The sequence below is a fragment of the Cellulomonas sp. P1_G12_2 genome (assembly GCF_056405535.1).
In genome coordinates this window covers 46,457-73,354 of the sequence record NZ_JBFUBX010000001.1, presented here as the reverse complement: position 1 = coordinate 73,354, position 26,898 = coordinate 46,457, and the positions used below count along the sequence as shown (strand labels likewise).

The 26,898-nt window shown below is 71.0% G+C and carries 25 protein-coding genes and 1 riboswitch; of the genes, 21 read left to right on the top strand and 4 right to left on the bottom strand.

Going from position 1 to position 26,898, the window contains the following annotated elements; translation table 11 throughout:
- Positions 1-166 precede the first annotated feature (166 nt).
- The 4 genes from AC1DXT_RS00385 to AC1DXT_RS00370 are packed head-to-tail and all read left to right on the top strand — an operon-like array spanning position 167 to position 7,908.
- Positions 167-6,787, top strand: a complete 6,621-nt coding sequence (locus AC1DXT_RS00385; protein WP_477059409.1) for a PA14 domain-containing protein — start codon at positions 167-169, stop codon at positions 6,785-6,787.
- Positions 6,787-7,233 (top strand): hypothetical protein, encoded by a 447-nt coding sequence (locus tag AC1DXT_RS00380; RefSeq protein WP_477059408.1) that lies wholly within the window; start codon positions 6,787-6,789, stop codon positions 7,231-7,233. Before AC1DXT_RS00385 ends, AC1DXT_RS00380 begins: the two co-directional genes overlap by 1 nt.
- Positions 7,234-7,246: 13 nt before the next feature.
- On the top strand, positions 7,247-7,711 hold the full coding sequence (locus AC1DXT_RS00375) for a hypothetical protein (protein WP_477059407.1): 465 nt from the start codon (positions 7,247-7,249) through the stop codon (positions 7,709-7,711).
- Complete coding sequence (locus AC1DXT_RS00370; RefSeq protein ID WP_477059406.1) at positions 7,708-7,908, top strand: hypothetical protein; 201 nt, start codon at positions 7,708-7,710, stop codon at positions 7,906-7,908. Before AC1DXT_RS00375 ends, AC1DXT_RS00370 begins: the two co-directional genes overlap by 4 nt.
- Here the strand turns inward: AC1DXT_RS00370 and AC1DXT_RS00365 are convergent.
- Positions 7,896-9,464 (bottom strand): AbgT family transporter, encoded by a 1,569-nt coding sequence (locus tag AC1DXT_RS00365; protein ID WP_477059405.1) that lies wholly within the window; start codon positions 9,462-9,464, stop codon positions 7,896-7,898. The two genes, AC1DXT_RS00370 and AC1DXT_RS00365, sit on opposite strands and share 13 nt — an antisense overlap.
- A gap of 83 nt (positions 9,465-9,547) precedes the next feature.
- Between AC1DXT_RS00365 and AC1DXT_RS00360 the strand changes: the two genes are divergently transcribed.
- From AC1DXT_RS00360 to AC1DXT_RS00300, 13 genes are all read left to right on the top strand, one after another.
- Positions 9,548-10,519 (top strand): aldo/keto reductase, encoded by a 972-nt coding sequence (locus tag AC1DXT_RS00360; protein WP_477059404.1) that lies wholly within the window; start codon positions 9,548-9,550, stop codon positions 10,517-10,519.
- 10 nt (positions 10,520-10,529) lie between these two features.
- Entirely contained in the window at positions 10,530-11,387 is an 858-nt protein-coding gene (locus tag AC1DXT_RS00355; RefSeq protein ID WP_477059403.1) for an NAD-dependent epimerase/dehydratase family protein, read from the top strand.
- A 177-nt stretch (positions 11,388-11,564) separates the two neighbouring features.
- Complete coding sequence (locus AC1DXT_RS00350) at positions 11,565-12,596, top strand: semialdehyde dehydrogenase (protein ID WP_477059402.1); 1,032 nt, start codon at positions 11,565-11,567, stop codon at positions 12,594-12,596.
- A complete protein-coding gene (locus AC1DXT_RS00345) occupies positions 12,593-13,771 on the top strand; it encodes an NAD(P)/FAD-dependent oxidoreductase (protein ID WP_477059401.1) in 1,179 nt (392 codons plus the stop codon). Before AC1DXT_RS00350 ends, AC1DXT_RS00345 begins: the two co-directional genes overlap by 4 nt.
- 55 nt (positions 13,772-13,826) lie before the next feature.
- Positions 13,827-14,405: a 1-acyl-sn-glycerol-3-phosphate acyltransferase gene (locus tag AC1DXT_RS00340; protein ID WP_477059400.1), complete on the top strand. Its 579-nt coding sequence runs from the start codon at positions 13,827-13,829 to the stop codon at positions 14,403-14,405.
- A gap of 57 nt (positions 14,406-14,462) precedes the next feature.
- Positions 14,463-15,053, top strand: a complete 591-nt coding sequence (locus tag AC1DXT_RS00335; protein ID WP_477059399.1) for a DinB family protein — start codon at positions 14,463-14,465, stop codon at positions 15,051-15,053.
- Entirely contained in the window at positions 15,046-15,492 is a 447-nt protein-coding gene (locus tag AC1DXT_RS00330) for an SRPBCC family protein (RefSeq protein WP_477059398.1), read from the top strand. Before AC1DXT_RS00335 ends, AC1DXT_RS00330 begins: the two co-directional genes overlap by 8 nt.
- 36 nt (positions 15,493-15,528) lie before the next feature.
- On the top strand, positions 15,529-15,699 hold the full coding sequence (locus AC1DXT_RS00325; RefSeq protein WP_056086725.1) for a CsbD family protein: 171 nt from the start codon (positions 15,529-15,531) through the stop codon (positions 15,697-15,699).
- A gap of 121 nt (positions 15,700-15,820) precedes the next feature.
- Positions 15,821-16,480 (top strand): ArsR/SmtB family transcription factor, encoded by a 660-nt coding sequence (locus AC1DXT_RS00320; protein ID WP_477059397.1) that lies wholly within the window; start codon positions 15,821-15,823, stop codon positions 16,478-16,480.
- 1 nt (position 16,481) lies between these two features.
- The gene (locus tag AC1DXT_RS00315; protein WP_477059396.1) at positions 16,482-16,670 is read left to right on the top strand and encodes a hypothetical protein; all 189 of its coding nucleotides are present in this window, start codon (positions 16,482-16,484) and stop codon (positions 16,668-16,670) included.
- Between the two features lie 33 nt (positions 16,671-16,703).
- A complete protein-coding gene (locus tag AC1DXT_RS00310; protein ID WP_477059395.1) occupies positions 16,704-17,261 on the top strand; it encodes a GyrI-like domain-containing protein in 558 nt (185 codons plus the stop codon).
- Between the two features lie 175 nt (positions 17,262-17,436).
- Positions 17,437-18,012, top strand: coding sequence for an ECF RNA polymerase sigma factor SigK (gene sigK, locus AC1DXT_RS00305; protein ID WP_477059394.1), 576 nt, complete (start codon positions 17,437-17,439; stop codon positions 18,010-18,012).
- Positions 18,009-18,848 carry an anti-sigma factor gene (locus AC1DXT_RS00300; RefSeq protein ID WP_477059393.1) on the top strand — a complete coding sequence of 280 codons (840 nt, stop codon included), beginning with the start codon at positions 18,009-18,011 and terminating at the stop codon, positions 18,846-18,848. Before sigK ends, AC1DXT_RS00300 begins: the two co-directional genes overlap by 4 nt.
- Before the next feature lie 228 nt (positions 18,849-19,076).
- Here the strand turns inward: AC1DXT_RS00300 and AC1DXT_RS00295 are convergent, their stop codons facing one another.
- The gene (locus tag AC1DXT_RS00295; protein WP_477059392.1) at positions 19,077-19,754 is read right to left on the bottom strand and encodes a fasciclin domain-containing protein; all 678 of its coding nucleotides are present in this window, start codon (positions 19,752-19,754) and stop codon (positions 19,077-19,079) included.
- A 140-nt stretch (positions 19,755-19,894) separates the two neighbouring features.
- Between AC1DXT_RS00295 and AC1DXT_RS00290 the strand changes: the two genes are divergently transcribed.
- The 3 genes from AC1DXT_RS00290 (at position 19,895) to AC1DXT_RS00280 (ending at position 22,676) form a co-directional block, all read left to right on the top strand.
- On the top strand, positions 19,895-21,757 hold the full coding sequence (locus tag AC1DXT_RS00290) for a cytochrome c biogenesis protein DipZ (RefSeq protein WP_477059391.1): 1,863 nt from the start codon (positions 19,895-19,897) through the stop codon (positions 21,755-21,757).
- A gap of 121 nt (positions 21,758-21,878) precedes the next feature.
- Positions 21,879-21,953: riboswitch (cyclic di-GMP riboswitch) on the top strand.
- A gap of 16 nt (positions 21,954-21,969) precedes the next feature.
- Positions 21,970-22,125, top strand: coding sequence for a hypothetical protein (locus tag AC1DXT_RS00285; RefSeq protein WP_477059390.1), 156 nt, complete (start codon positions 21,970-21,972; stop codon positions 22,123-22,125).
- Between the two features lie 173 nt (positions 22,126-22,298).
- A complete protein-coding gene (locus tag AC1DXT_RS00280) occupies positions 22,299-22,676 on the top strand; it encodes a PLDc N-terminal domain-containing protein (RefSeq protein WP_477059389.1) in 378 nt (125 codons plus the stop codon).
- A 61-nt stretch (positions 22,677-22,737) separates the two neighbouring features.
- On the opposite strand, the gene AC1DXT_RS00275 is transcribed toward AC1DXT_RS00280, so the two are convergent.
- Complete coding sequence (locus AC1DXT_RS00275) at positions 22,738-25,278, bottom strand: flippase-like domain-containing protein (protein WP_477059388.1); 2,541 nt, start codon at positions 25,276-25,278, stop codon at positions 22,738-22,740.
- Positions 25,279-25,437: 159 nt separating this feature from the next.
- Here AC1DXT_RS00275 and AC1DXT_RS00270 point away from each other — a divergent pair, with 159 nt between their 5' ends.
- The gene (locus AC1DXT_RS00270) at positions 25,438-26,028 is read left to right on the top strand and encodes an HdeD family acid-resistance protein (RefSeq protein WP_477059387.1); all 591 of its coding nucleotides are present in this window, start codon (positions 25,438-25,440) and stop codon (positions 26,026-26,028) included.
- On the opposite strand, the gene AC1DXT_RS00265 is transcribed toward AC1DXT_RS00270, so the two are convergent.
- Complete coding sequence (locus AC1DXT_RS00265; RefSeq protein WP_477059386.1) at positions 26,025-26,861, bottom strand: CPBP family intramembrane glutamic endopeptidase; 837 nt, start codon at positions 26,859-26,861, stop codon at positions 26,025-26,027. The two genes, AC1DXT_RS00270 and AC1DXT_RS00265, sit on opposite strands and share 4 nt — an antisense overlap.
- Positions 26,862-26,898: the final 37 nt, after the last annotated feature.

The following is a 26,898-nucleotide window of genomic DNA, read 5'->3' as shown; positions in this document are numbered from 1 at the left end:
CCAAAAGCACCCATGACACCCCTGGTTGTCCCGATATGTTCCTCGCACTTCCGCCGCGGACACCGACCGTCCGCGCGGTTCAGTCAGGGGAGCAGTAATGATGCGTGGACGTCGTGTGTCGGGGATCCGGGCGGGGCTCGTCGCCGGACTCGTGAGCGTGAGTCTCGTGGCCATCGGGATCCAGCCGGTCCAGGCTGCGCCTCCTGCGCCCGCCGCTCCCGCGAAGCCGGTGAGCATCTCCGCGGACGACGTCCCGCCTCTGAAGTCGGCCGAACCCCCGACGCTCTCCACGCCGGTGGACGCCAGCACGTTCGACGTCCCGGTCGTCCCGCCGGCTGCCGCACCTGAGCCGACCGGAGAGGCACCCGAAGGGTTCGACAAGAAGACCTCCACCGTGGCGGCTCGGACCGAGACGGCCACCATCTACGAGAACGCCGACGGGACGTACACGTCGGAGATGACGGCCGAGCCGGCGAACGTGCTCACCTCCAACGGCACCTGGCAGCCGATCTCCACCGTCGTCGCGTCGAGCACCGGCGGTGGCGGCAAGATCGACCGGCACCCGCTGTCCCCGCGGTTCGCGGCCAAGGGTGACTCGGCCGACCTGCTCCGTCTGTCCCGGCGGGGGGCAGACGTGAGCATCGGCCTGATCGGTGCCCGCGGGAAGGCCCTGGCTCGCAAGGGCTCGGTCGCCACGTACTCGGACGTGCTCCCCGGGGCCGACCTCGAGTACGAGGTCACGCCAGGCTCGGTGAAGGAGTCGGTGGTGCTCGACAGGGCGCCGGCGACGGCGCCGACGTACCGCTGGCGCATCAAGGGCACCGGCTTCACCGTGCGGGAGGGTCGCTCGGGCTCGTACGACCTGGTGGCCCGCGACGGCACGGTCGCGATGACCATCCCGCCCGCGCTCATGGTCGACTCCTCCGGCAAGGAGGGCGTGCGGGAGCCGGCTTCCGCGAACACGCCGATGACCGTCACCAAGGACGGGAACAGCTGGGTGCTGTCGGTCACGCCTGACCTGGCGTGGCTCACTGACCCGGCGCGCGTCTACCCGGTCTCGGTGGACCCGACGGTGACGACGGGCGTCGGGGGCGTCGACGCGTGGTCGTACAAGTCCGACGGCGCGGTGGTGCACGACGGCAAGATCCGGATCGGCAACTCCCGCGACAGCAACACGAACACGACCTGGCGGACGGTCTTCTACTACGACTACACGCCGTTCTTCGGCAAGCAGGTGGTCGACGTCTTCCTGCACGCCGTGGTCGAGGTCGGTACCGCCAACTCCTACTACGCGCAGACAGGATGGGCCTCGTGCTTCGGGTACGAGTGCCGCGGCACGAACGTCGCGCAGACGTACATCGGCGGTGACGGCTACTTCGACTCCGACGGTCTGGGTGGGCAGTACGCGGGCTGGGTGAACAGCGGTGGCGGCGGCGCCTACGTGTACATGTCCGGTGACGAGTGGTCGGGCATCTACACGTACAAGAACATGCGCACCGCCATGTACATCACGACCGCGGAGTTCCCCTCCGCCGCCCCGACGTCGCCCGCGCACTGGGGACGAGTTCCGGTCGCACCGACCCTCACGGCCACGTTCTCCGACCCCGCCGGATCGCCTGCCATCTATCGCCGGTTCAAGGTCGGTGCGACGACAAACCCTGACGCGAACCCCGTCTACGACAGCGGATGGATCGGGACGGACTCGGTCACCCTGCCGCAGGGTCTGCTCGAGGAGGGGACGGCCTACTACTGGAAGGCGATGGTCGCCAACGGCTACAACGGCATCTTCGGCACATGGACCGAGCGCAGCAGTGGCGTCTACGCCATGGTGACGAACACCGTTCCGAAGGTCGACAAGGCGCAAGCCAAGCTCGACGGCGTCGCACCACCCGTGTCCGGCACCCAGACGATCGTGAGCACGTCGCCTCTCGTCACCTGGGCAGCGGTCACGCCCGACGCCGACGGTGCGGTGCAGTACCAGGTGCGGGTCGCCACCGGGAGCGACGCCGCGTCGGGCACCGTCCTCACGTCGGGCTGGCAGAGCGGGACGTCGTACCAGGTGCCGGAGGGCAGCCTCCGCGACGGCGGCACCTACAGCTGGACGGTGGAGACCAAGGACCCGCTCGGCGGTGGGGCACGGTTCGCCTGGACGTCGACGTTCACGGTCAACCGGCGCCTCGCGGAGTCGGGACCGGCGCCCGTCGAGCAGGTCGGGCCCGTCACGGTGAACCTGGCGAACGGCAACGTGGGCCTCCGGTTCGCGTCGCCGACCGTCAACACCGTCGGCGGACCGATGGGCCTGTCGTTCTCCTACAACTCCCAGGCCGCGCGGGAGAAGGGCCTCCTCGGCCGGTACTACGCGGCGGGGTCGCCGGCCTCCTCGTTCGCCTTCACGGGCGAACCGCTGATGACGCGTATCGACGCGAGCCCGAACTTCTTCTGGGGGACCGAGTCCCCGGCTCCCGCGCTACCCGCGGACAACTTCGCCGTGCGCTGGACCGGATTCTTCACACCGCCGACCGCGGGTGCGTGGGAGTTCGGGGTCTTGCAGGACGACGGCACACGAGTGTTCGTCGGTGACGGCCCGGCCGCGGTGGACCGATGGTCCGATCAGGCGGGCGGGGTGTACTACGGTCCGGCGAAGAACGTCACGGGCCAGACACCAATTCGCGTCGAGTACTACGAGTCGGGTGGCGGGGCGACCTATCAGCTGTGGGCCAGGGGCCCGGGCTACCCCAACGGCGTGATCGTGCCGCCGTCCTGGTTGTCGCCCACGTTCGAGACCCTGCCTGCCGGGTGGACCTCGTCCGCTGCCCTCGCGGGCGGGAGCGCGGAGTACGTGTCGGCGGCAGTCGAGGCCACCGTTGTCGTGGTCACCGATGCGACCGGCACGACGCACACGTACACGAAGAAGTCCGAGGGCGGGTACACCGCACCGCAGGGCGAGTACGGCGTGCTGGCACTTGCGGGCACCGGACAGGTGAACCTGACCGACGACGACGGCACCGTGTACGTGTTCGGGACCAACGGTCGCCTCGAGTCGTCCACGCCACCGGGCGACGCCAAGAACTCGGCATCCCCGAAGGTCGTGTGGAAGGGCTTCACCGGGCAGCTCGACTACATCGAGGACCGGGCCTCGGGCAAGCAGGTCCGGTTCTACTACAGCGACTCGACCGCGCCCGAGGGCAGCGGGTCGGCCTGCCCCGCAGAGTCGGGCTTCTCGGCACCCCCGGCTGGGATGGTGTGCCGCATCGTCTACCCCTCGGCGTCGGGCACCGGCGTCGGCGACTCGACGTACCTGCGCTACGACGCGTCCGGGCGCCTGGTCCGCATCGTCGACCCGGGCGCGGAGGTGGCCGACTTCGAATACGGGAGCGCCGGGCAGCTCGTCGCCCTGCGCACGCCGCTGATCACGGACTGGCTCGCCGCGGACGTCAGCCGCGTGAAGGCGGACGCGAACAAGGTCCAGGTGACCTACGACGGGACCGCTCCGACCGTGAAGGGTCTGAAGGTCACCAAGGTGACGCTCCCGGCCGCGGACGGTGTCGCGACGACCGGAAGGCTCGAGACGTCGTTCACCTACGCCAGCCCGACCACCACGTTTGTGGACCGGACCGGGATCAGCGGCCATGCGCGGACGGTCACCTACGACGCCCTGTGGCGACAGACCGCCGACGCCAGCGCCAGCGGTCTGACTGCAACCCAGGTCTGGGACGCGGCAAAGGACCTCGTCCTGTCCTCGACCGACCCGGCGGGCCGGATGTCGACGACCCTCTACGACAACCGTGACCGCGCGACCGACAGCTACGGACCTGCGCCGGCGAACTGCTTCGACGGCTCTCGTAAGCCCGTCGCGTCGTGCCTCGCGACGACCGCGCACCAGTCGACCAAGTACGACGAGTCCCTCAACGGCCTCAACGTCGCCTACTACGCCGGTCCGAGCCTGGCCGGAGCGCCCAAGGCCTTCGCGCTCGGCCTCCCCGGCGGGACCCTGTCCAAGGACTGGGCCTCCACCATGCCGGACCCGGCCATCACGGCGGCCCCCTGGGGCGCCCGGCTCACGGGGATCATCACGTTCCCGGCCGCCGGCACCTACACGCTGAGCGCGGGAGCGGACGACCAGGTCCAGCTCTGGCTCAACGACATCCGGAAGCTCGCACCACCCAACCTTGCGACCAACTCGACGACCCACACCGCGACGGTGGCGGGCGAGACGGCACGCATCCGGATCGACTACGTGAACGCCGGTGGGCCCGGATCTCTGAACGTCACGTGGTCAGGCCCCGGGGTCACCTCTGGCCCGGTGCCCAACTCGGCTCTCTCGCCGGACTACGGCCTGGTCACCAGCTCGACCACCGATGACGCCGCGCCCGCGACCGTGCCGACGGGCACGCCCGCGGTCTCGTCCTCCCAGGTGCCTGCCCAGAACACGCGAACGGCCTACGGCGCGAGCCCGTGGCTCGGCCAGCCGACCACGGTCACGGACGACCCGGCAGGCCTGGCCCTCAGCACCACCACGGCCTATGAGGCGCCCGGCATCGGCTTCGGTCGCCGCACCGGACGATGGCTGCCGGCCGCATCTGCTGCAGGCACCCTCGATGCGGCAAAGGGCTCCACCTACACCTACTACTCGTCGTCAGACACCCAGGAGAACGTCTGCGGAGTCAGCGCGGGCGCCAAGCCGGCTGGTCTGCTCAAGTCCACCACCGGGCCGACGCCGGCCGTCGGCTCGGCCGTCACGTCGTGGTTCGTCTACGACCACTTCGGCCGCGCAATCGGGACCAAGACCTCCGGCGACGCGGGCTGGACCTGCACGACCTATGACCCCCGCGGACGGGCTGTCACGGCGACATACCCTGGAACGACCACGAGGACCGTGACCTCGAACTTCGCGGTCGGAGGCGACCCGCTCACGACGTCGGTGGCGGATACAGCCGTCGGATCCCCAAACGGGGGCACGGTCACGACGAAAGTGGATCTGCTCGGGCGAATGGTGTCGTACAGCGACGTCTGGGGTGTCACCACGGCGAGCACATATGACGCGGCCGGGCGAGCCCTCGGATCCACCACGACCGTCACGACGACGGCCGGGGTCGTCAGTACCTACACGGGCGGGGTCACGTACGACGCGGACAGCCGGATCGCGACGGTGCTTGATGGCGGCAAGACGATCGCCTCCTTGACCTACACGGGCCCAGACCTGACCTCGGTGTCCTACCCGTCCGGCACTGGCAATGCCGGGAACGGCACGTCGATGGCGATCGCCCGGTCCACAGCGGGTGCGGTCACGAAGCTTCTCGCGACGTTCACAGGTGCTTCTGCGCCCGTTTCCGACCTCGTCGTGCGCTCGCAGAGCGGCCGCGTCCTTACGGCCAACGCGACAGACGGTACGGCGACGACCAGCTCGTCCTATTCCTACGACACGGCGGGACGGCTGATCAAGGCCACCATCCCCGGCCACACCTTGCAGTACGACTTTGCCGCCTCGGCCGGATGCGGCGCGAACGCGCTGGCAGGGCGGAACGGCAACCGCACGAACTACACCGACACCACCACGGCAGGTGCCGTCCGGACAACTAGCTACTGCTACGACCACGCCGACCGACTCACCTCGACGACCGTGGTCAACCCCGAGGCCGGTGCCACCCCGGTCACCGGAACGAGCCTGACGGCGACATCCCTCAAGTACGACGCCCAGGGCAGCACCACGACGCTGGCTGATCAGACCCTTGTGTTCGACTCGGCCGGCCGACATGCGTCCACCTCCACCACGGGCGGCACGACGGTCGCCTACAAGCGCGACGCGTCCGACCGGATCGTCCAGCGCGACGGCCACGACGTGAGCACGACGACGACTCGGTATGGCTTCAGCGGCCCTGGTGACACCGCCGACCTGTCGATGGACTCGACCAACAGGGTCTACCAGCGCACCCTCGCGCTCCCGGGTGGGGTGATGGTCAGCCTGCCGAGCACCGGCACCTCGGCGTGGTCCTACCCGAACGTCCATGGCGACGTCATCGCCATGGCGGACGGCACGGGCACGCGCACGAGCGCCGTGTACCGGTACGACCCGTTCGGTCAGCCCGTCGACCTGACCACAGGGAACATCAGCACCGCCGCTGCCGGCGACGCGGTGCCCGATAACTCGCCGAACAACTTCGACTACGCCTGGGTCGGGCAGCACCAGAAGGCCTACGACCACACGGGCACATTGGCGTCGGTCGAGATGGGCGCTCGGGTGTACCTGCCCGCACTTGGCCGCTTTCTCTCCGTCGATCCCGTCCAGGGCGGGGTTGACAACGACTACGGGTACCCCAACGACCCAGTGAACTCATTCGACCTGGATGGAAACTTCGACTGGGGGAAGCTCGCCGACGGGCTCTCACTCGCCTCGGCCGTCGTGGGCTTCTGCCCGCTTCCGGTGTGCCAGGCAGTTACCTTGACCTTGGGCCTCGCGTCCGCCGGTGCGTACGCCGCCGCCGGTGACAAGTCGGCGGCGTTGATGCAGGTGGCGTCTACTGCGATAACCATCGCAACGGGGGGCCTCGGCTCTTATGCTTCTGTCGTACGCGGCACGGGCAAGGTGGCGTCATCGGCCAGAAAGGCGCTATCAGTGACAAGCAAGCTTGATCACAAGAGCCTTAGCGCGCGTGCGTGGACTCGGCTCGGAAGGGGGTCCAGCGGCTGGACGCGAGGCCGGGCCAAGTTCGCGGTTGGCTACACGATGTACAACACCGCAATGATGAATCTCTCGATGCCAAGCCGGTATACATATTCGAGGCGCTGATGGTGAAGGAAGAAACGTCATTTTGGGAGCTTTCCCCGGCCGCATTCGTCGTGCCTGCCATCATCGTGACCTGCATCTATCTCTTCGGTCTCTACTTGGCGGGGTACCTCGAGTGGGGATGGGCGATTGGGGGAGCGGCGCTAATCCTCCTCGGCTCCGCGGCCATCGGTAGGCCGGTTCGGGTCGGCTTGGTCCGTGACGAGATTGTGTGGAGCAAAGGGCGGAAGAATTCGCGGATCGCCATCGATGAAATTCAGCTCGTTGCGTTGACGTGGGCACCGAAGCTAGACGTGTACCTCCTCATCAGTGATGGCACGACGGACATCGCGGTTCACGAACTCGGAGATCCAAGCCTCGAGTTCCGTCGCAATCTTGGCGGTCGGCTACGTTCTGCGAGGCCCGATTTACGGCTGTCAGCCAAACTTCGCGCGCTCCTCGACGAGTAGGTGAGGGTTGGGTTTGGCCCGATACGGGTACTGGCACGAGCTGTCCCGTGCGCTGCGGCAGCCGCACGAGGCGTGGCTGGTGATGGGCACCCTCGGACCTGCGTGGGGAGAGGTCTACCGGGAGATTGCGCGCGACATCGCTGACGAACGAGCAGCCGATCCGCCACGTGAACAGTCGTCCGACTACGTCCTGGCTGTGAAGGCGATGAACTCCTTCGCCCTCTCCGCGCGGGGCGTGCTCGCACTGCTCTGCGCCCCGATCATCGTGGTCGTCTATCTGACGGGTGACACTCCGCTGGCCGAGGTGGGACTCGCGCTGGGCTGGACCGCGATGCTGGGCGCGGCGACGTGCCTTGTCCGGATCGGCGTGGCGTCCATCCCCGCCGGCCGCGCGTCACGGCTGCTGGAACCGTGGAACGGGGACCTGCTCTGGCAGTTCGCCGTGGTCGCCGCGGTGATCGCCTGGATGATCCGGTGAGCGCGCGGACGACTGCGATCTACGGTGGCCTGATAGCGCTGCTGCTGCTGCCCCTGTCGCGCGACATTCGGCGCAGACCTGATGGGCAGGGGGTCATTGTGACGTCGAAGAAGCCCTCGCTCCTCAGTTGGGTCGTGATCGTGCTGGCGCTCGCCACGGTCGTGTGGCTGGGCTGGAGACGGGCTCAGTTGAGGTAGATCGACGCCCCCGGTCCCAGCGGGATGCCCAGCAGGTACCAGACCACCAGCAGCGCGGACCAGGTGATCAGCAGCACCACGGTGTACGGGAGCATCAGTGAGATCACCGACCCGACGCCGACCTTCCGCCGGTACCGCTCGGCGAAGATCACGATCAGCGCGAAGTACGGCATCAGCGGCGTGGCCACGTTCACGGGCGAGTCGCCCACGCGGTAGGCGGCCATGGCCAGGTCCGGGGAGATGCCCAGCTGGATGAACAGGGGCACGAACACGGGCGCGAAGATGGCCCACTTGGGCACCACGCCGCCGATGAAGATGTCGATGACGGCGGTCATCGCGATGAGCCCGAGGATCAGCCAGACGGTGCTCAGGTTGGCGGCCTCGAGGGTGTCGGCCATGTTCACCGCGGCGATGGTGCCGAGGTTCGAGTAGTTGAAGTACGCGATGAACTGGCTGATCACCAGGAGCAGGAAGATCAGGCCCGAGAGGCCGGCGATCGTCTTGGTCATCGGGTTGATGACGTCCATCGAGCCCTTGATCGTGCCGGCGCCCTTGCCGTAGCAGAGCCCCATCACGAAGAAGTACACGAGGATCAGGAAGATGATCGAGTTCAGCAGCGGGGAGTCCTCGATCAGGCTGCCGGTCTCGGGGTTGCGCAGGAGCGCGTTCGGCGGGAGCGAGAGCGCCAGGACGACGGCCGTGGTGCCGAGGAATCCCCAGAACGCCCAGCGCAGACCGTTCTTCTCCTCGGCGCTGAGCTCACCGGAGGGTGGCTCGTCGGCAGTCTCGGGGCCTTCCGACGGGTGATAGGCGCCGAGGCGCGGCTCGACGAACTTCTCCGTGAGCAGCGTGACCACGACGGTGACCAGCAGGGTCGAGACGATGCCGAAGAACAGGTTGCCGGTGATGGCGACGTGGTTGGCGGGGTCGGCGATCGCCTCGTTGGTGATCTCGGCGAGCATCCCGTCGACGGGGGTGATCAGCACGTTCACCGCGAACCCGCCGCCCACGCCGGCGAACGCGGCCGCGAGGCCCGCCAGGGGGTGCCGGCCGAGGGAGAGGAACACCGCGGCCGACAGCGGGATGAGCACCAGGTAGCCGGCGTCGGTGGCGATGGAGGACAGGACGCCCAGCAGCACGATGATGAACGTGATCGCGCGCGGCGGGGTGACCTTGACCAGCCGCTTGATGAACGAGGCGATCAGGCCGACCTCCTCGGCCATGCCCACGCCGATCATGGCGACGACGATGACGCCGACCACGCCGAAGTTGTTGAAGTTGGCGACCGGCGACGTGAACACGAACCGCAGGCCGTCGGCGTCGAGAAGGCTCTGCGCGGCCACCGTGACGGTGATCGGTTCCTCGGCCCCGATCTGCGCCTGCTCGAACGTGACGGTGCTCCCGGCCGCCTGGAACGCCGCCGAGAGCAACATGATGAACGCGATCAGGATGAGGAAGATGATCACCGGATGGGGGACCTTGTTGCCCACCCGTTCGATCCAGTCGAGCACCCCTTGCAGGGGTGACGGCTTGGCGACGACCTCGGCCTGGCTCATGCGCGCTCCTTGGCTCGAACCGCTTTGCGGTCGACGCTAGCGAAGGACCGGACAATTCTGACCCCCCGTGATGGGATGGCGTGATGAAGCAGCCCGACTACGCCCCTGGTCAGTCCGCCTGGATCCGCGATCTCGGCTCCACGGGCCTGAAGGTCTCGGCCGTCTGTCTCGGCGGCAGCCCCCTCGGCAGCATGCCCGCGCTGTACGGCCGGGACGTCTCCGCCGACGAGGGTGTCGCCACCGTGCTCGCCGCGTTCGACAGCCCGATCCGGTTCATCGACACCTCCAACGGCTACTCCGACGGGGAGAGCGAGCGTCGGATCGGTGCCGCACTCGTCGAAGCGGGGGGCGTCCCGGAAGGCGTCGTCATCGCCACCAAGGTCGACCCCGTGGGCCGCGACTACTCGGCGGACCGGGTGCGCGCGTCCGTGGCGGAGAGCCGCGAGCGCCTCGGCCTCGACCACCTGCCCCTGGTCCACCTGCACGACCCGGAGTCGTTCGACTTCGAGGAGATGTCCGCGCCGGGCGGGCCGGTCGAGGCGCTCGTCCGGCTCAAGGAAGAAGGCCAGGTCGGGGCGATCGGCCTGGCGGGCGGTCGCGTGCAGGAGATCGCCAAGTACCTGGACCTCGGCGTGTTCGACGTCCTGCTGGTGCACAACCGCTGGACGCTCGTGGACCGCAGCGCCGGCCCGCTGCTCGAGGAGGCCGTCCGGCAGGAGATGGGGATCCTCAACGCGGCGGTCTACGGCGGCGGGATCCTCGCGTTCCAGTCCGGGGGTCCGACGAGCTACGGGTACCGCCCGGCACCGCCCGAGACCCTCGCCGCGATCAAGTCCATGCGCGAGGTCTGCGCCGACTTCCATGCGGACCTCGGCACGGCGGCGCTGCAGTTCTCGCTGCGGGACCCGCGGATCGCGTCGACGGTCGTCGGCATGAGCCGCCCAGGCCGCGTCGCGCGCACGCTCGACCTGGCCTCCGAGCCGCTGCCGGAAGCCCTCTGGCCGGCGCTGGAGGCTCTGGTCCCGCCGCCGCACGTGTGGCTCGACGCGGGATAGCGTCGGGACCATGAGTCGCGTCGTGGTCACTGGTGGGAGCGGGAAGCTCGGTCGTGCGGTCGTGGAGCACCTGGCGGAGCACGGGTACGACGTGGTCAACGTCGACACGGCGCTCCCGCCCGCAGGTCAGAAGGCGGTGTTCACGCGGGTCGACCTCACCGACCTCGGCCAGGTGACCGAGGCGTTGAGCGGCATCGACGACCGGTACGACGGTGTCGACGCCGTGGTCCACCTCGCGGCGATCCCGGCGCCGGGCCTGCGTCCGAGCGGCGCGACGTTCGCCAACAACGTCGTCGCCACCCACCACGTGTTCAGCGCTGCGCGCCGGGCGGGCATCAAGAACGTCGTCTGGGCCTCCAGCGAGACGGTCCTCGGCCTGCCGTTCGAGACGCCCCCGCCGTACGTGCCGGTCGACGAGGAGTACGCGGTCCGTCCCGAGAGCACCTACTCGCTCGGCAAGGCGGTCGAGGAGGAGATGGCCCGGCACTTCACGCGGTGGGACCCCGAGCTCAAGCTCATCGGACTGCGGTTCTCCAACGTGATGGACGTGGCCGACTACGCCGCGTTCCCGAGCTTCGCGGACGATCCCCGCAGCCGGATCTGGAACCTGTGGGGCTACATCGACGCCCGCGACGGAGCCCTGGCGGTCCGGCTCGCGCTCGAGAGCGACCTCACCGGGTTCGAGGCGTTCATCATCGCGTCGCCGGACACCGTGCTGGAGAGGCCGTCGGCGGAGCTCGTCGCCGAGTACTTCCCGGACCTTCCCGTCACCCGTCCGATCGAGGGCCGCGAGACGCTCCTGTCCATCGACAAGGCGCGACGCCTGCTGGGCTACGACCCGCAGCACACCTGGACCACGGAAGTGTGAACCTGCGGGTGAACCCACCCGCGCGCCATCTGCCCGACACATTCGCTTGCTTCTCTGGTTCTGCGACCACCTCACCCGGCACCGGCGGTATCACCGGGGTGCGCGCGCGCCCCTTCGGGGCACAGACCCACCTCGACGACGCGGCCGCGATGCCGCGCGGCCACAGGGGAGCCCCCGATGAGCACCGCTGCACCGTTCGCTTTCCTGGTCCACCCGCGAGCCCGCATCGCTGAGGACCTGGCCCGCATCTGGAGCCCGCTCGGTCGGGTGCCGGAGCGCCTCATCGACACCGCGGTCCGTCGACTCCCGCTCCCGCCCTACGCGATGTCCCGGATCGACCTCGACGACCAGCCGGTCGGCCACGTGGTGCTCGTCCCGTTCGGCGCGCGGCACCTGCTGTCCGAGCCGCACGAGGGCCGGGCCCGCGTCGGCCGGGCGATCGACCACGCCGCGCGGCTCGGTGCGGGCGTCGTCGGCCTCGGGGCGCTCACGGCGACGGTCACCGCCGGCGGCGCCACCCTGCGCGGCCGCACCGACATCGGCGTCACCAACGGCAACGCGTACACCGCCGCGATCGTGGAGGACCAGCTGCTGATCCTGCTCGCGGACCTGTCCGACCGCCGGGTGGCCGTCGTCGGCGCCACCGGCTCGGTGGGCACCACCCTGGTCCGCCTGCTCGCTGCCGCCGGCTCGGTCGACTCCCTCCTCCTGGTGGCCCGGGGGACCGCGAAGCTGGACGCGTTGGCCGCCGAGGTCGGGGGACGCGTGCCGACGACCATCTCGACCGACCTCCACGACGTACGCAGCTGCGACGCCGTGGTGCTCCTGACGGCGTCGGCCGACGCGCTGCTCGGGGCCGAGCACCTGGCACCGGGCGCCCGCGTGCTGGACGCGACGCAGCCCCGCAACACCTCGCCCGACCTCGCGGCGGCGCGGCCCGACGTGACGCTCGTCGACGGCGGGGTCGTCGAGATCCCCGGGATGCACCTGCGCGGCGGGGACATCGGGCTGCCGCGCGGTCAGGCGTACGCATGCTTCGCGGAGACGTTCCTGCTCGGGCTGGCCGGGCACGTGGGGCACTTCTCGACCGGCGTGCCGACGCTCGACCACGTGGCTCACGTCCGGGGGCTGGCCGACCGCTTCGCGCACCACGGGTTCACGGCAGCCGCCCCCTCGAGCTTCGGGCGGCCGCTGGCGGGTGTGCGATGAGGCGCGTCGTTCTGCTCGGCGGCGGTTACGTCACGCTGCACGCGTACGGTGCGCTCGTACGGCGGCTGCGCGGAGCACTGCGGCGCGGCGAGGTCGAGATCGTCGTGCTCAGCGCGGACACCGTGCACAACTTCCACGGGTTCACCGGGGAGGTGGTCGCCGGGCTGCTGCCGATCGCGCTGACGCAGACGCCGCTGACCGAGGCGATGCCGCGCGCCCGCGTGCTCCACGCCCGCGTCACGCGGGTGGACCTCGTCGCCCGGCGGGTGCACTTCTCCGGCGTCGACGGGGACGACGAGCTGGCCTACGACGCGCTCGTCGTCGGGACCGGCGGACGCGAGCCCCTGGATGCGGTCGACGGGCTCGCCGGTCGGGGACTGACCCTGCGCGGGCCGGGCGACCTGGCCGAGCTGCTCCAGCGCGTGCGGGTGGTGGACGGACCCGTGGTGGTCGTCGGCGGCGGGCTCGCGGGGGTGGAGCTCGCCGCCGCGCTCGCCGCACGGGTGCCGGACGTGGTCCTGGTGCAGTCGGCGGACCGGGTGGTGCCCGCGCTGCACGACGAGCAGCCCCGGCTGGCCGCCCGCTGCACGGCGGAGCTGGTGCGGCTCGGGGTCGACGTCCGCACCGGCGTGCGGGTGGTGGCCGTCGACGACGGCTCGGTCACCCTGTCCGACGGGTCCGCGGTGCGGACGCACACCGTGCTGGCGACCACCGGGCAGCGCGCCGTCGTGCTCCCGGGCCTGGACCGGCTGCCGCGGGACGACCGTGGTCGCCTGGTGACCACGCGCGAGCTGCTGGTGGCGCCCGACGTCTGGTCCGCGGGCGACGCGGCCTCGGTGGCGCACCCGCGCAGCGGCGTCCCGGTGACCGCGAACGCGCTGTGGGCGATCAAGGCGGGGGACCAGGTGGGCCGGAACGTCGCCCGCGCGCTGGCGGGCCGCCCGGGCCGGCGGTTCCGCTACCTCGGGCTCGGGCAGGCGGCGTCGTTCGGGGTCGGCCGCGGCGTGGCCGACCTCTACGGCTTCCCCCTCACCGGCTGGGTGGCGTGGGTGATGCGGGTGGGGTTCTTCGTGCGGTTCATGCCGTCACGCACTCGCGCGATGCGAGTGCCGGGGGAGCTCGTCCGCCGCTCGCGCGCAGCTCAGACCCCTGCGCGGCTCGCCGTCCCGAGGTGACGCGGACGGGCGGGTGCGGCCCAGCACCCGCTCGCGTCTCGGGTACCGTCCAGGCGTGACGCTCCGACGGACCCTGGCCCGCGCCTACTGGCGGCTGAGCCGCTGGACCCTGCAGACCGAGCGCGTGCCCGTGGACGGCGCCGGCCTGCTGATCGGGGCGCCGCACACGTCCAACTGGGACTTCATCCTCATGCTGGCGATCAGCGGCGAGGCGGACCTGACGGTCAAGTGGCTCGGCAAGCACCAGCTGTTTCGCGGTCCGGCGGGACCGGTCATGCGGGCGCTCGGTGGCATCCCGGTGGATCGCCGCGACCCCGCGGGGCTGGTCGACGAGCTGGTGGCCCGGATCCAGGGCGGGGACCGCTTCTACCTCGTCGTGACCCCGGAGGGCACGCGCAGCGGCTCCGGCTGGAAGTCGGGGTTCTACCGGATCGCCCGCGCCACGGACCTGCCGGTCACCCTCGGCTACGTCGACCGCACCACCATGACGGCCGGCCTGGGACCGACCCTCCAGCTGACCGGCGACGTCGCCGCGGACATGGACGAGGTGCGCGCGTTCTACGCCGACAAGTCCGGGTTCGCGCCGCACCGCCGGACCGAGCCGCGCCTCCGGGAGGAAGCCGCTCCCGAGTGAGTGTCCGAGGGCTTCGCTACGGTCGGGACGCCGCAGCCCCCTCGTGAGGAGCCCATCGTGGACGAGTTCGACTGGTCGATCCTGAGCGTCCCCACGCCGCGCGCGGTGGTCCGGGGGCAGCTGGAGTTCTCCTGGTGGGAGCTCGGTCGGCGCCTGGAGACCGTCACGCAGGACGAGTTCCAGTGGGAGCCCGCACCCGGGGCGCTGAGCGTCCGGCGGCGCACCGAGACGACCGCGCCGCGCACGTTCGGCGTCGGCGAGTGGGTGGTCGAGTGGCCCGAGGGGCCGGACCATCCCGGCCCGCGGACGGTCTCGTGGCTCGTGGCGCACCTGACCGAGGTGCTCACCGAGCGGTACGACTGGACGTTCGGCGCGCACGAGGCCAAGCGGCCGACGCTGACCTACTCGGGCGAGGTCGGGCCGGCGGTCGCGGAGCTCACGCGGGTGGCCGACGCCTGGCGAGCGGGGATCGCCGGGATGTCCGACGATGACATCTTCACGGTCGGCCTCAGCCAGGCCACCGAGATCGATGCGCAGTCACCGTTCGCGCACCTGGTGGCGCACATCAACCGCGAGATCATCCACCACGGGTCGGAGATCTTCACGCTCACCGACCTGTACCGCGCGCGGGGAGGCGCACATGTCTGAGAACCACGTCGCTCGAGCGTCCGCGGAGATCCCGGCGCCGGCCGAGACCGTCTGGGACACCCTGGTCGATCCCGAGGCCACCTGGATGATGGGTGCGCGCGTGACCAGCACCTACGTGGTCGGCGTGCCCATCACCTTCGACGGCGAGTGGGACGGCAAGCCGTTCCAGGACCACGGCGAGATCCTCGAGGTCGACCGTCCGCGGCGGCTGCGCTACACGCACTACTCACCGCTGAGCGGGCATCCGGACATCCCCGAGAACTACCACCACCTGACGTTCACGTTCGACGAGCAGGAGGGGTCCACGACCGTGACGCTCGAGCAGGACGGGAACGGCTCGGCCGAGGAGGCGGCGCACTCCACGGCAAACTGGGAGCAGGTGCTCGGCGCCCTGCGCGACGCGGTCGTTGCGGATGCGAGGCGCGCAGGGTCGTCGTAGCGTCGAGGAGTTGCCAACCCGAGAGGAGTGATTCTGATGGGTCTCGACGACAAGATCAGCAACGCTGCGGAAGAAGCCAAGGGCAAGGTCAAGGAAGCGGCCGGCAAGGCGACTGACGACGAGCGTCTCGAAGCAGAGGGCAAGGGCGATCAGGCCAGCGCGAACGTGAAGCAGGCTGGCGAGAACATCAAGGACGCGTTCAAGTGATCTGACCCGTCCCCGCACGACGCGAAGGCCCCCACCATGGCGGTGGGGGCCTTCGTCGTTCACAACATCTCTTTCGCAATAACTCTTGCGCAACGATCGTTGCGCGTTCTACAGTCTCACCATGAGCACCGAGCAGAGCAGCGAGACCCGGGTGAGCCGGAGCGACCCCGAGCGGATCCGCGCACTGGCGCACCCCCTGCGGCTCGCCCTGCTCGAGTACCTCGACGACACCGGTGAGGCCACCGCCACCCAGTGCGCCAAGCACACCGGCGAGTCGGTCGCCAACTGCTCGTTCCACCTGCGCCTGCTGGCCCGCTACGGGTTCATCGAGCCCGCCGAGCAGCGCGGCCGCGAGCGCCCCTGGCGCCCGAGCGCCCGGCGCGAGCAGTTCGTGCCGGACGAGTCGGTCCCCGGCTCGGTGCGTGCGGTCGTCGAGCTGGCCGAGGTCGCAGTCCGCCAGGAGGCCGAGGGGTTCATCGGCTTCCTCCACCAGCGCGCCGACCGCGCCGCCGAGTTGACCGGACGGTCGCTCCCGGCGTCGATGACCAAGGACACCTTCTGGGCCACGCCCGACGAGACGGACGCCTTGCTCCACGCCGTCGGCGCCCTGCTCGAGCCGTATGTCGCGCGCATGAAGGACAGCTCGTCGCGCCCCGCCGGCGCCCTGCTCATGCGGTGGTTCGCCACCAGCCACCCCGACCTCGCGGTCGACCCCGCACCCGGTCCGGAGGCGTCCGACGCCCCCCACCCGCTCTCTCCCGACGCATCCGAGGAGGCGTGACATGGTCGCGCTGACGTACGACGTGCGCACCGTGCGCATCCCCATCCCCCGACTCGTCCTCCGCTCGTCCCGTGCGCGGCTCGCCCGCCGGGTGGTCGCGCCCGCCGAGCCCTGGCAGCACGCCGAGCGCCGGACGCACGAGCAGCGCCGCGAGGCCCACCTCGACGCCGCCGTCGCACTGCGCCGCTGACGGGACGGTCGTAGCCTCGGGCCAGGAGGTCCGATGGCGCGCACGACGGTGGTCCCCGTGGTCGTCGACCGGCCCGCGGTGCCGTACGTGGGCATCAGCGCGTCGGTCACGCCGGGCACGTTCGCGCGGGCTGCGGGCGGGTTCCCGGAGCTGTTCGCCTGGCTGACCGCGCACAGCCTGCACCCGGCTGGTCCGCCGTTCTTCCGGTACGACGTCGTCGACCCCGAGCGGGGCATGGTCGTCGAGGCCGGGGTGCCCCTCTCCGAGGCGGTGCAGTGGACCGACGGGGGCGTCATCACCGGCGTCCTGCCCGCCGGCCGCTACGCGGTGACCAGCCACGTGGGCCCGCCCGACGAGCTGGTGCAGGTGACCGCCGGGATGCAGGCGTGGGCGGCCGCCGAGGGCCTGCGGTTCGACCGCTGGGACACCCCCGAGGGCGAGGCGTGGGGATGCCGCCTCGAGCTGCAGCTGACGGACCCGCTCGTCGAGCCCGAGATGTCCCGGTGGGAGACCCAGCTCGCGCTCCGGCTCGCGGACGACGAGCCCGCGGCGGGGACCGGCGCGGACCTCGGCGACATCGGGCTGCTCTGAGCCATCCGCGGGGGCGGCGGCGTCGAACCACTGCTGACCCATCCACCGACGGACGACGGACCCGATGTCCCTGCAGCAGCTGTCGACGCCACCGGCGCGCCCCCCCGGGCACGCCGGCACGCGGCGCGCGACCGCCGAAGGGCGAGCGGCGACCCGGTGGGGCACACTGGCCCGCGTGGAGCGAGGACCTGGCGAGGCCGACGCGCCCCGCTCCGCCGAGTCCCTGCTCTCGGACGTCGCGCTGGGCGACGACTCGGCGTTCGCGGTCCTGTACGACGCGCTCGGACGCGCGGTCTTCGGCACCTGCCTCGGCGTCCTGCGGGACCCCGACCACGCGGCCGAGGTGGCCCAGGAGGTCTGGGTCGAGGTCTGGCGCACCGCCGCCCGGTTCGACGCCACCCGCGGGTCCGCCCGCACGTGGACGCTGACGCTCGCCCACCGGCGGGCCGTCGACCGCGTCCGCGCGGTGCAGGCCCAGCGCGACCGCGACCAGCGGGTCCTCGACGGGAGCACCGAGCGGGAGTTCGACGTCGTCGCGGACGAGGTCGAGGCCGCCCTCGAGCAGGTCCGCGTCCGCGACTGCCTCGGCACCCTCACGTCCACCCAGAAGCAGGCGGTGGTCCTCGCGTACTACGGCGGCCGGACCTACCGTGAGGTGGCCGACGAGCTCGCCGCGCCGCTGCCCACGGTGAAGAGCCGCATCCGTGACGGCCTGCTCCGCCTGCGCGACTGCCTGGGGGTGACGTCATGACGGTGTCCGACGACGACGCCCGCTCCCTGCTCGGCGCCTACGCGCTGGACGCGGTCGACGCCGACGAGCGCGCCGCCGTGGAGCAGCTCGTCGCCACCGACCCCGAGGCCGCCGCGGAGCTCGCACAGCTCACGGCCGTCGCGGCCACCCTGGGCGACGCCGTCGCCGGCGAACCCCCGGCCGCGCTCCGTGCCTCGGTCCTGGCTGCGATCGCCGACGTCCCGCAGCTCGGTCCGCTCGCGGGCCCGCGCCACGCGGTGGCTCCGGCGGCTCCGGCGTCTGTGCTCGCTGGCGCCCCTACCTCGCCCGAGGGCACCGCACCGTCCGACGCCGTTGCGTCGCCCGACGCCCCGGCGCCGGGCGTCACGAACCTCGCCGACCGCCGGCGCCCGTCCCGCACGCGCTGGCTCGCCGTCGCCGCAGCCGTCGTCATCGGCGCCGCCGTCCCGACCGCGCTCGCGGTCCAGCAGGCCCAGCGCGCCCACGAGGCGGAGCAGCAGCAGCAGGCGCTCGCGGACCTGCTCACCGACCCGTCGGCGGTCGTCGTGCACGGCGACGTCACCGGCGGCGGCACCGCGACCGCGATCCTCACCGACGACCGCGCCCTCTTCAGCGCGACCGGCCTGCCGGACCCCGGCGACGACAAGGCGTACCAGCTCTGGGTCGTCGACGCCGACGGCGCCGCCTCGGCGGGCGTGCTGGCCGACGACGCGGGCGCGGTCCGCCAGCTCGCCGACGACTTCTCCACGGGCGACGCCCTGGCCATCACGGTCGAACCCGCCGGCGGCTCCACGCAGCCGACGACGGACCCGCTGGTAGTCCTCTCGGCCACCTGACCCACCCCGCCCCGCACCGTCCCGCACGAGTTCGTGAGTTACAGGCGAGATCGGCAGTTCCAACTCACGAACTCGACCGGAACGCACGAACTCACGGACGGGTGCGGGAGTCGGGTCCGGACGCGACGGAGCCCCCTCGCCGTACCCTGCGAGGGGGCTCCGCTGCTCGGCCGCTGAACGGCCGAGCGCTGACGGGCCGGCCGCCTCAGCGACCGGCCCGCCGGGTCGTCACATCGTCGGCATGAGCACCGAGTCGATGAGGTAGACGGTCGCGTTGGCGGTGTGGACGCCGCCGCAGATGACGGACGCGCCGTTGACCATGAGCGAGTCACCCGAGCCGGTGACCTCGACGGTCCCGCCCTGGACGGTGGTCTGCGTGCCGGCCACCATGTCGGGGGACAGCTGCCCGGGCACCACGTGGTACGTGAGGATCGAGGAGAGCGTCGCGGAGTCGGTCTTGAGGGACTCGATGGTCGCCGGGTCGATCTTGGCGAACGCGTCGTCGACCGGCGCGAACACGGTGAACTCCGCACCGTTCAGGGTGTCGACCAGGTTGACGTCCGGGTTCAGCTGGCCGGAGACGGCCGCCACGAGCGTGGTCAGCAGCGGGTTGTTCGACGCGGCCACGGCGACCGGGTCGGTCGACATGCCGGTCACGGAGCCGGGGCCGTCGGGGACGGCGGTGGCGTAGTCGGCACAGCCGGGGCCGACGAGGTCGGCGGCGGGGTCCGCGGTCATCGCGTCCTCGGTCGGCATCTCCGACGGCGTCTCCATGGGCGTCTCCATCGACGACGACTCGGATCCTGCAGTGTCGTCGGCCGCGCCGGAGCTGCAGGCGGTCAGGGCGAGGCCCGTGACGCCGGCGAGCAGGACGGCGGCGATACGGGTGCGGTTCGTGGTGCGCATGGTGGCTCTCCCTTGAATCAGGTCCGGGTGGGTACCCGCCCGGTCGTCTCTCGGGAGGGGTTCGGCACCGTCGGGGGAGCGGATGGGTGCCGGTTGCGACGAGGACCCATCCCCGAGGGTCGCGGCGGCGAACCCCGGCCATGGACCTGCTCACGCTCGCGCTCATCGGGCTCGTCGGTGGCCTCATCACCGGCATCTCGCCGTGCATCCTGCCCGTGCTGCCCGTCGTGTTCTTCGCGGGCGGCGTGCAAGGGGCACGCGCTCGACCATCCGCCACGACGAAGACCACGAAGGGCGCCGCCGGCTCCGTGGGGGCGATGGCCCAGCCGTCGTTCCTGTCGAGCGGCACCACGTGGACGCCCGGTGGCGTCGCCACCCTGGAACCACCCGCGGAGGTGACGGCCACGCGCGACAAGGCGTCGGCCCGCCGCCCCTACCTGGTCATCGCGGGCCTGGTCACCAGCTTCACGCTGGTCACCCTGGTCGGCACGCTCCTGCTCAACCTGCTCGGTCTGCCGCAGGACCTGCTGCGCTGGGCCGGCATCGCCGTGCTCGCGCTCCTGGGCATCGGCCTGCTGGTGCCGCGGTTCGAGGAGCTCCTGGAGCGTCCGTTCCAGCGGCTGACCCCGAAGCGTGCGCCCGGGGCGGGCCGCGGCGGCTTCGTGCTCGGTCTCGGACTGGGCGCGGTGTACGTGCCGTGCGCCGGGCCGGTGCTCGCGGCGATCACCGTGGCGGGTGCAACGGGGTCGGTCGGCCCCGGCACGGTTGTCCTGACCGTGGCGTTCGCGCTGGGCGCGTCGATCCCGCTGCTGATCCTCGCGCTCGCGGGCCGCCGGGTCGCCGAGCGCATCGCCGCGTTCCGCACCCACCAGCGCGGCATCCGCGCGGCCGGCGGTGCGCTGATGATCGCGCTCGCCCTGGCGCTGGCGTTCAACCTGACCGACGCGATCCAGCGGGCGCTCCCGGGCTACACGGAGTCGCTCCAGGCGAGGGTCGCCGCCAGCGAGACCGTGCGCGAGCAGCTGGACCTCGGCGGGCTGGTCACGGACGAGAACCGGCAGCTGGCCGAGTGCAGCAACAACTCCGCCGAGCTCGAGGACTGCGGACCCGCGCCGGCGATCCGAGGTATCGATACCTGGCTGAACACCCCGGACGGTGCACCGGTCGACCTGGCGGACCTGCGCGGCAAGGTCGTGCTCCTCGACTTCTGGGCGTACTCCTGCATCAACTGCCAGCGCTCGGTCCCGCACGTGACCGCGTGGGAGGAGGCCTACCGCGACGACGGCCTCGTGGTGATCGGCGTGCACACCCCCGAGTACGCGTTCGAGCGCGAGACCCGCAACGTCGTCGACGGCGCGGAGCGGCTGGGCATCACGTACCCCGTGGCGCAGGACAACTCGTACGCCACCTGGACCGCCTACCGAAACCGCTACTGGCCTGCGCACTACCTGATCGACGCCGACGGCCGGATCCGGCAGGTGTCGCAGGGCGAGGGCGGTTACGCCCAGACCGAGACCCTGATCCGGGAGCTCCTGACGCAGGCGGACCCCGGCGTGACGCTTCCCGCGCAGACCCAGGTGGACGACACGACACCGGAGGGAGACGTCACCCCGGAGACGTTCCTGTCGGTGAGCAAGCACGCGAACGTGGCGGGCGACTACCGGGAGGGCGCGGGGACCTACACGTTCCCCACGGACCAGGCGCCGGACACGGTCGCGTTCGGCGGGACGTGGACCACCGACTACCAGGGCGCGACCGCGGGCCCGGACGCGCAGCTGCAACTGCGGTACCACGCCGCGGTGGTGCAGGTGGTCCTCGGCGGGACGGGTGCGGTCACGGCCACCGTGCGCGACGAGGACGGGTCGGTCGTGGACCGGGTGGAGCTGGCGGTGGACGGTGCACCGCGGGCGTACGCGCTGGTCGACGACGATTCAGTGCGGAGCGGCACCGTCGAGCTGACTGCGCAGTCAGGGGTCCAGGCGTTCTCGTTCACCTTCGGGTGAGCGGCCACGAGCGTGAAGGAGACGCTCTGATACGTCCGACCGGGTGAAAAGGGCGTATGTCCGGTTCTGCTGACGGTGACACGCTTCCACGAACTCTCATGTTGCTCTAATGTCGGACTTGTCAGCGAAACGGCAAACCCTCCGCAAGGAGGGGACGCAAAGCCACGGGACCTACAGGGTCAGCCGGGCTACCGAACAGACAGGACAGCGACATGGACCAGCGCGGATTCTCAGCGGACCCGTCCGAGACCTCCATCACCCCCACCCCGGCCTTCCCGGCTCCTCGCGTCTCCGCGTGGGCCGGCCTCGCCGCTCGTCGCAGCGCGATCGAGCTGGTGCCGGCGCAGCGCGAGCACGTGGCGGCCTGAGGTCTCGAAGCACGGCAAGCCCTCCTCGTCGAACCCCTCGGAGCCTCCCGGCTCCGGGGGGTTCTGCGTTGCCGCAGGTCAGCGTGTGTCGGTGGGTGCTTTTTGTCCGCCATGTCCACTAGCCTCGACGTGAGCGAGCTCCCGCTCGGGGGCACTTCCGGAGAGAAGGTCACATGGACAGCTTCTTGGACTGGTTCTGGCTTCTCGTCTACTGGTTCCTGTTCTTCGCGTACCTCGTCATCCTCTTTCAGATCCTCGGAGACCTGTTCCGTGACCGTGACCTCGGCGGCTTCGCCAAGGCCGTCTGGATCATCGCGCTGGTCTTCCTGCCGTTCCTGACCGCGCTGATCTACGTGATCGCCCGCGGCAAGGGCATGGCGGAGCGGCAGATGCAGGCCGTCCAGCAGGCGAAGTCCGATACCGACAGCTACATCCGAGACGTGGCGGGCAAGTCACCGACCGAGCACATCGCCGAGGCGAAGGCGCTGCTCGACGCGGGCACGATCGACGCCAACGAGTTCGCGGCGCTCAAGGCCAAGGCGCTCGCCTGACCGACGCTGCCGCACGAGTTCTCCGGGCCGGTACCGCACAGGTGCCGGCCCGGACCTCTGTCTACAGCTCGCCGGTCTTCTGCAGCACGCGCATGGCCACCCAGCCGAGCGGGATGCGCAGCCAGTACGTGGCCACCCGGAACAGGACCGCGACCGACGTCGCGACACCGGGGTTGATCGTGGTGAAGCTGGTGAGCGCGGTGGCGAGGGCCAGCTCGATCGTGCCCATGCCGCCGGGCGTCGGGATCAGCGCGCCCGCGGTGTTGCCGGCCAGGTAGACCAGCGCCACCTGGATGAGCGTGGCGTCCTGGCCGAACGCGGCGAGGCTCGCGTCGAACGCGAAGATGAAGCCGAGCGTCATCAGCAGGTTGCCGCCGACGGCCAGCGCCAGCCGCCACGGCTGCCCGAGCACCTCGATGAGGCGCGGCCACGTCTGGCGGAGGGTCGGCATGGTCTTGGCGAGYACCCACTGACGCACCTTGGGCACCAGGAGCGCCGACGCGACGAGCGCGGCGACGATCCCCAGGACGAGCAGGACGACGGGCGAGACCGGCAGCGCCGACTCCTTGTTGCCGGACGCGATGGTCAGGACCAGCAGCAGACCGAGCGTCACGACGAACTGGCTCACCTGGACGAGCGCGACGGTGGCCGCCGCCAGGGTGGTGGACACCCCCCGCTTGGTGAGCATCCGCAGGTTCAGCGCGGCCGGTCCGATGCCGGCTGGTGCGGCGAGCCCGACGAAGGTCGCGGCGGTCTGCACCAGCGTGGCGCGCCACAGCGGCAGCTTGACCGGCGAGAACGCGACGAACGCCAGCGCGGCCCCGACGAGCGTGACGAGCCCGAGCACGAACGCGACCACCGTCCAGCGCCAGTCGCCGGCCGCGAGCGCGGAGGTGATCTCGTCGACGTTGATGCTGGTGATGACGAAGACGATGGCGGCGATCGGCACGACGATCGTCAGCACGGTGCGGGCACCGAACCGGACCAGCTGCTGCGGCTCCACGTCGGCCTCGGGCAGCCGGGCGACCAGCGCCGACCGCAGCTCGGCGAGCACCTTCTTGTCCGCGCGCATCTCGTCGCGGGTCAGGCGCGGCAGCGTGATCGTCTGCAGGAGTGGACCGATCGCCGCGACGTGCTCGGCGGGGACGACGCTCGCCGCGGACTCGAGGGCGCGCGTGGCGCCCACCCGCAGGGCGAGGAGGGCCACGAGCTGGGTGACGTCCATGCGTCGGGCCAGCTCGGACGAGGCGACGTCGCCCTGCTCCCAGCTGGTCAGCCAGACGACCGGCCGGCCGACGACGGTCTCGACGAGCAGGACGTCGCTGGTCAGCGACCGGTGGGCGATGCCGGCGTCGTGGGCGAGCTGGAGCTGCGCCCAGAGCTCCTCGAGGACCTCGTCGGTGAGCTCCTCGCTGGTCAGGTCGCTCAGCGGGACCGCGTGCCCGGGGCGCTCCTGGACCAGGAGCATGGAGTCGTCGGCCTCGGCGATGCTCAGCAGCTTGGGGGTGCGGACGCCGGCGGCGCGGGCGGCGTAGGCGAGCAGGGCGGTGCGCTCGGCAGCCTGGCGCAGTGACACCACCGAGCGGCCCTCGATCCCGCGCAGCCGCAGCGACCGCCACAGCCGGGTCAGCATGCCGACCACCTGCCGGTCGCCGTCGACGACGACCAGGTCCAGCTCGTCGCCGTCCTCGGTGGTCAGCTCGTACACGCGGTGGTCGGTCGACCGGGTGAGCGCCCGGGCCGCGGAGTCGCCGTCGAGCTCGTCGGCCCCGACCTCGGACTCCGCCTCCGTGGTCGCGTCCGCCACCCGGCTCAGCTGGACGGGATCGAACCCGGCGCGCCGCACGCCGGCCACCAGGCTCGCCCCGTACGCCCGCTCCGACTGCACGCCGGACAGGTAGCGCACCCCGAGCCCCGTCACGCGGCCGATGAGGAAGGAGACGGCCAGCCCCGGCAGCGAGACCCCGGCGGTGATGAGCAGCACGCCGATCGCGATCCAGATGAGGTTCCACGACCACTTGACGGTCCGGCGGCGACCGCGCGGGCCGACGACCGTGAGCAGGCCGACCAGCAGCGCGACGTACCCGGGGAGCGTGACGACCCACTGGTTGTCCGACCGGATCGACATGCCGACCACGAGCTCTTCGGACCCGAGCGTGGTGATGGCCCAGTAGACGACCGCGTTGAGGACGAGGGCGGCAAGTGCGGCGACCAGACCCTCGACCAGCTGCCGGCCGAGCCGGCGGATCGCGAGCTCGGTGATGACCGCGAGGGGGACGGCGACGATGACGAAGCCCTCGAGCAGGGTGACGGGGACGAAGAGGATCCGCTTGAGCAGGGTGGCGAAGCCCTGGACGTCCTCCGCCACGCCGGTGGTGGTGTTGTGGGCGTAGGTCGCCAGCACGAGCACGACCGCGATGCCGAGCGCGGACAGCACCGTGCCCAGGAGGTCGCTCGGGTGGTGCACGCGGACGGTGGGGACGTCGTGGATCACCACGTCGCGAGCGGGGTCTGCTGCCTCCTCGGCAGTCTCTGCGGGCGCGACGACGTCCGTGGGCGCAGCGGCGTCTGCCGCTGCGCGACTGGCGGGCGTCGCGGGCATAGGGGCGAGTCTAGGCAGCCACGCCGGACCTGCTCGGTAGGTCGCGTGACCTGCCGGTAAGCGTTTGTGCGCGTCGAGGTGCTTCGTCCGGATCCTCCACTAGCGTGAGGAGCAGGACGCTGCTGTTCCGACCCCTCGTCCTGACAGCTGGAGGCATCGATGTCCGACGACCTGACCACCGCCGACGTCTCGTCCGCGCTCCGCCGGATCTGGTGGCTCCCCATCCTGCGCGGCGTGGTGCTGGTGATCCTCGGGTTGTTCATGCTCGTGCAGCCGCTGGGCACGGTGAAGGCGCTCGTGTGGGTGTTCGGGGTGTTCGCGATCATCGACGGGCTGGTGGCCATCGCGCAGTGGCTGGGCAACCGCAAGGAGCCGGGCGCCGGCTGGTGGCTGATCTCGGGCCTCGTCGGCATCGCGTTCGGTGTGACCGCCGTGGTGTGGACCGGGCCGACCGCGCAGGTGATCTTCTACCTGATCGCCCTCTGGGTGCTGGTGCTCGGCGTCCTGTCAATCATCGCCTCGGTGGTCCTGTACCGGTCGCGCGACATCGGCTGGTACTGGGTGCTGACGTTCGGCCTGATCGCGTTCCTGTTCGGGCTGCTGCTGATCATGAACCCGCAGACGTCGGTGAGCGTGATCGTCGTGCTGCTGGGCCTGTTCGCCTTCGTCGGCGGCGTGGTGCTCATCGTCAGCGGCTTCGCGACGAAGCAGCTGGCCCACCAGCTCGACAAGGGGTCGGCGACGATCTAGTTCAGCCCGATCGCCGCGAGCAGCGCGGCAGGGACGAGCGCGTAGCCGACGAACACGACCATGTCCATGATCGTGTGCGCCATCACGAGCGGCATCACCCGGCGCTTCCGGCGGTAGTACTCGGCGAACAGCAGGCCCATGATCGCGTTCCCGACGAAGGCGCCCCAGCCCTGGTACAGGTGGTACGAGCCGCGCAGCAGGGCGCTCGCGACGACGATGGCCGGCGCGCTCCAGCGCAGCTCGCGCAGCCGCTCCATGAGGTACCCGACGACGATGACCTCCTCGAGCAGCGCGTTCTGCAGCGCCGCGAGGAGCAGCACGGGGATGGTCCACCAGGCCGCGTTGAGGGCCGACGCCTGGACCTCGACGGCCAGCCCGAGCGCCCGCGCGAGCGCGTACAGGCCGAGCCCGGGGATGCCGATGAGCGCGGCGAGGCCGACGCCGACCGCGAGGTCACGCCACGGCCGCGTGAGCTCGAGCCCGATGCGTCGCACCGCCGACTTCCCGTTGGCCGAGAGCAGGTAGAGGGCGAGCGCGACGGGGACCAGCGCGAAGCCGATCTGCAGCAGCTGGTAGGTGAGGTCGAGCCACGGGCGCGGTGAGCGGCTGGGGTTGAGGGTGGTCGACTGGTCCGCCAGCGGGGGACCGGCGGTGAGCCGGTCGATGATGTTGACCACCGCGTAGAGGCCGGACTTCCCGAGCGACAGGCCGAGGACGATCCAGATCTCGGTGGTGAGCCGGCGGCGGTACGCGCGCTGGCTGGGCGGCGGGGCCGTGAGCACCGGAGCCGCGAGGTCGTCCGGGGTCGCGTCGGCGGGCGTCGGCGCAGTCATGGCTCGCAGCGTAGGCCGCAAGCCTGGACGCCGGCTG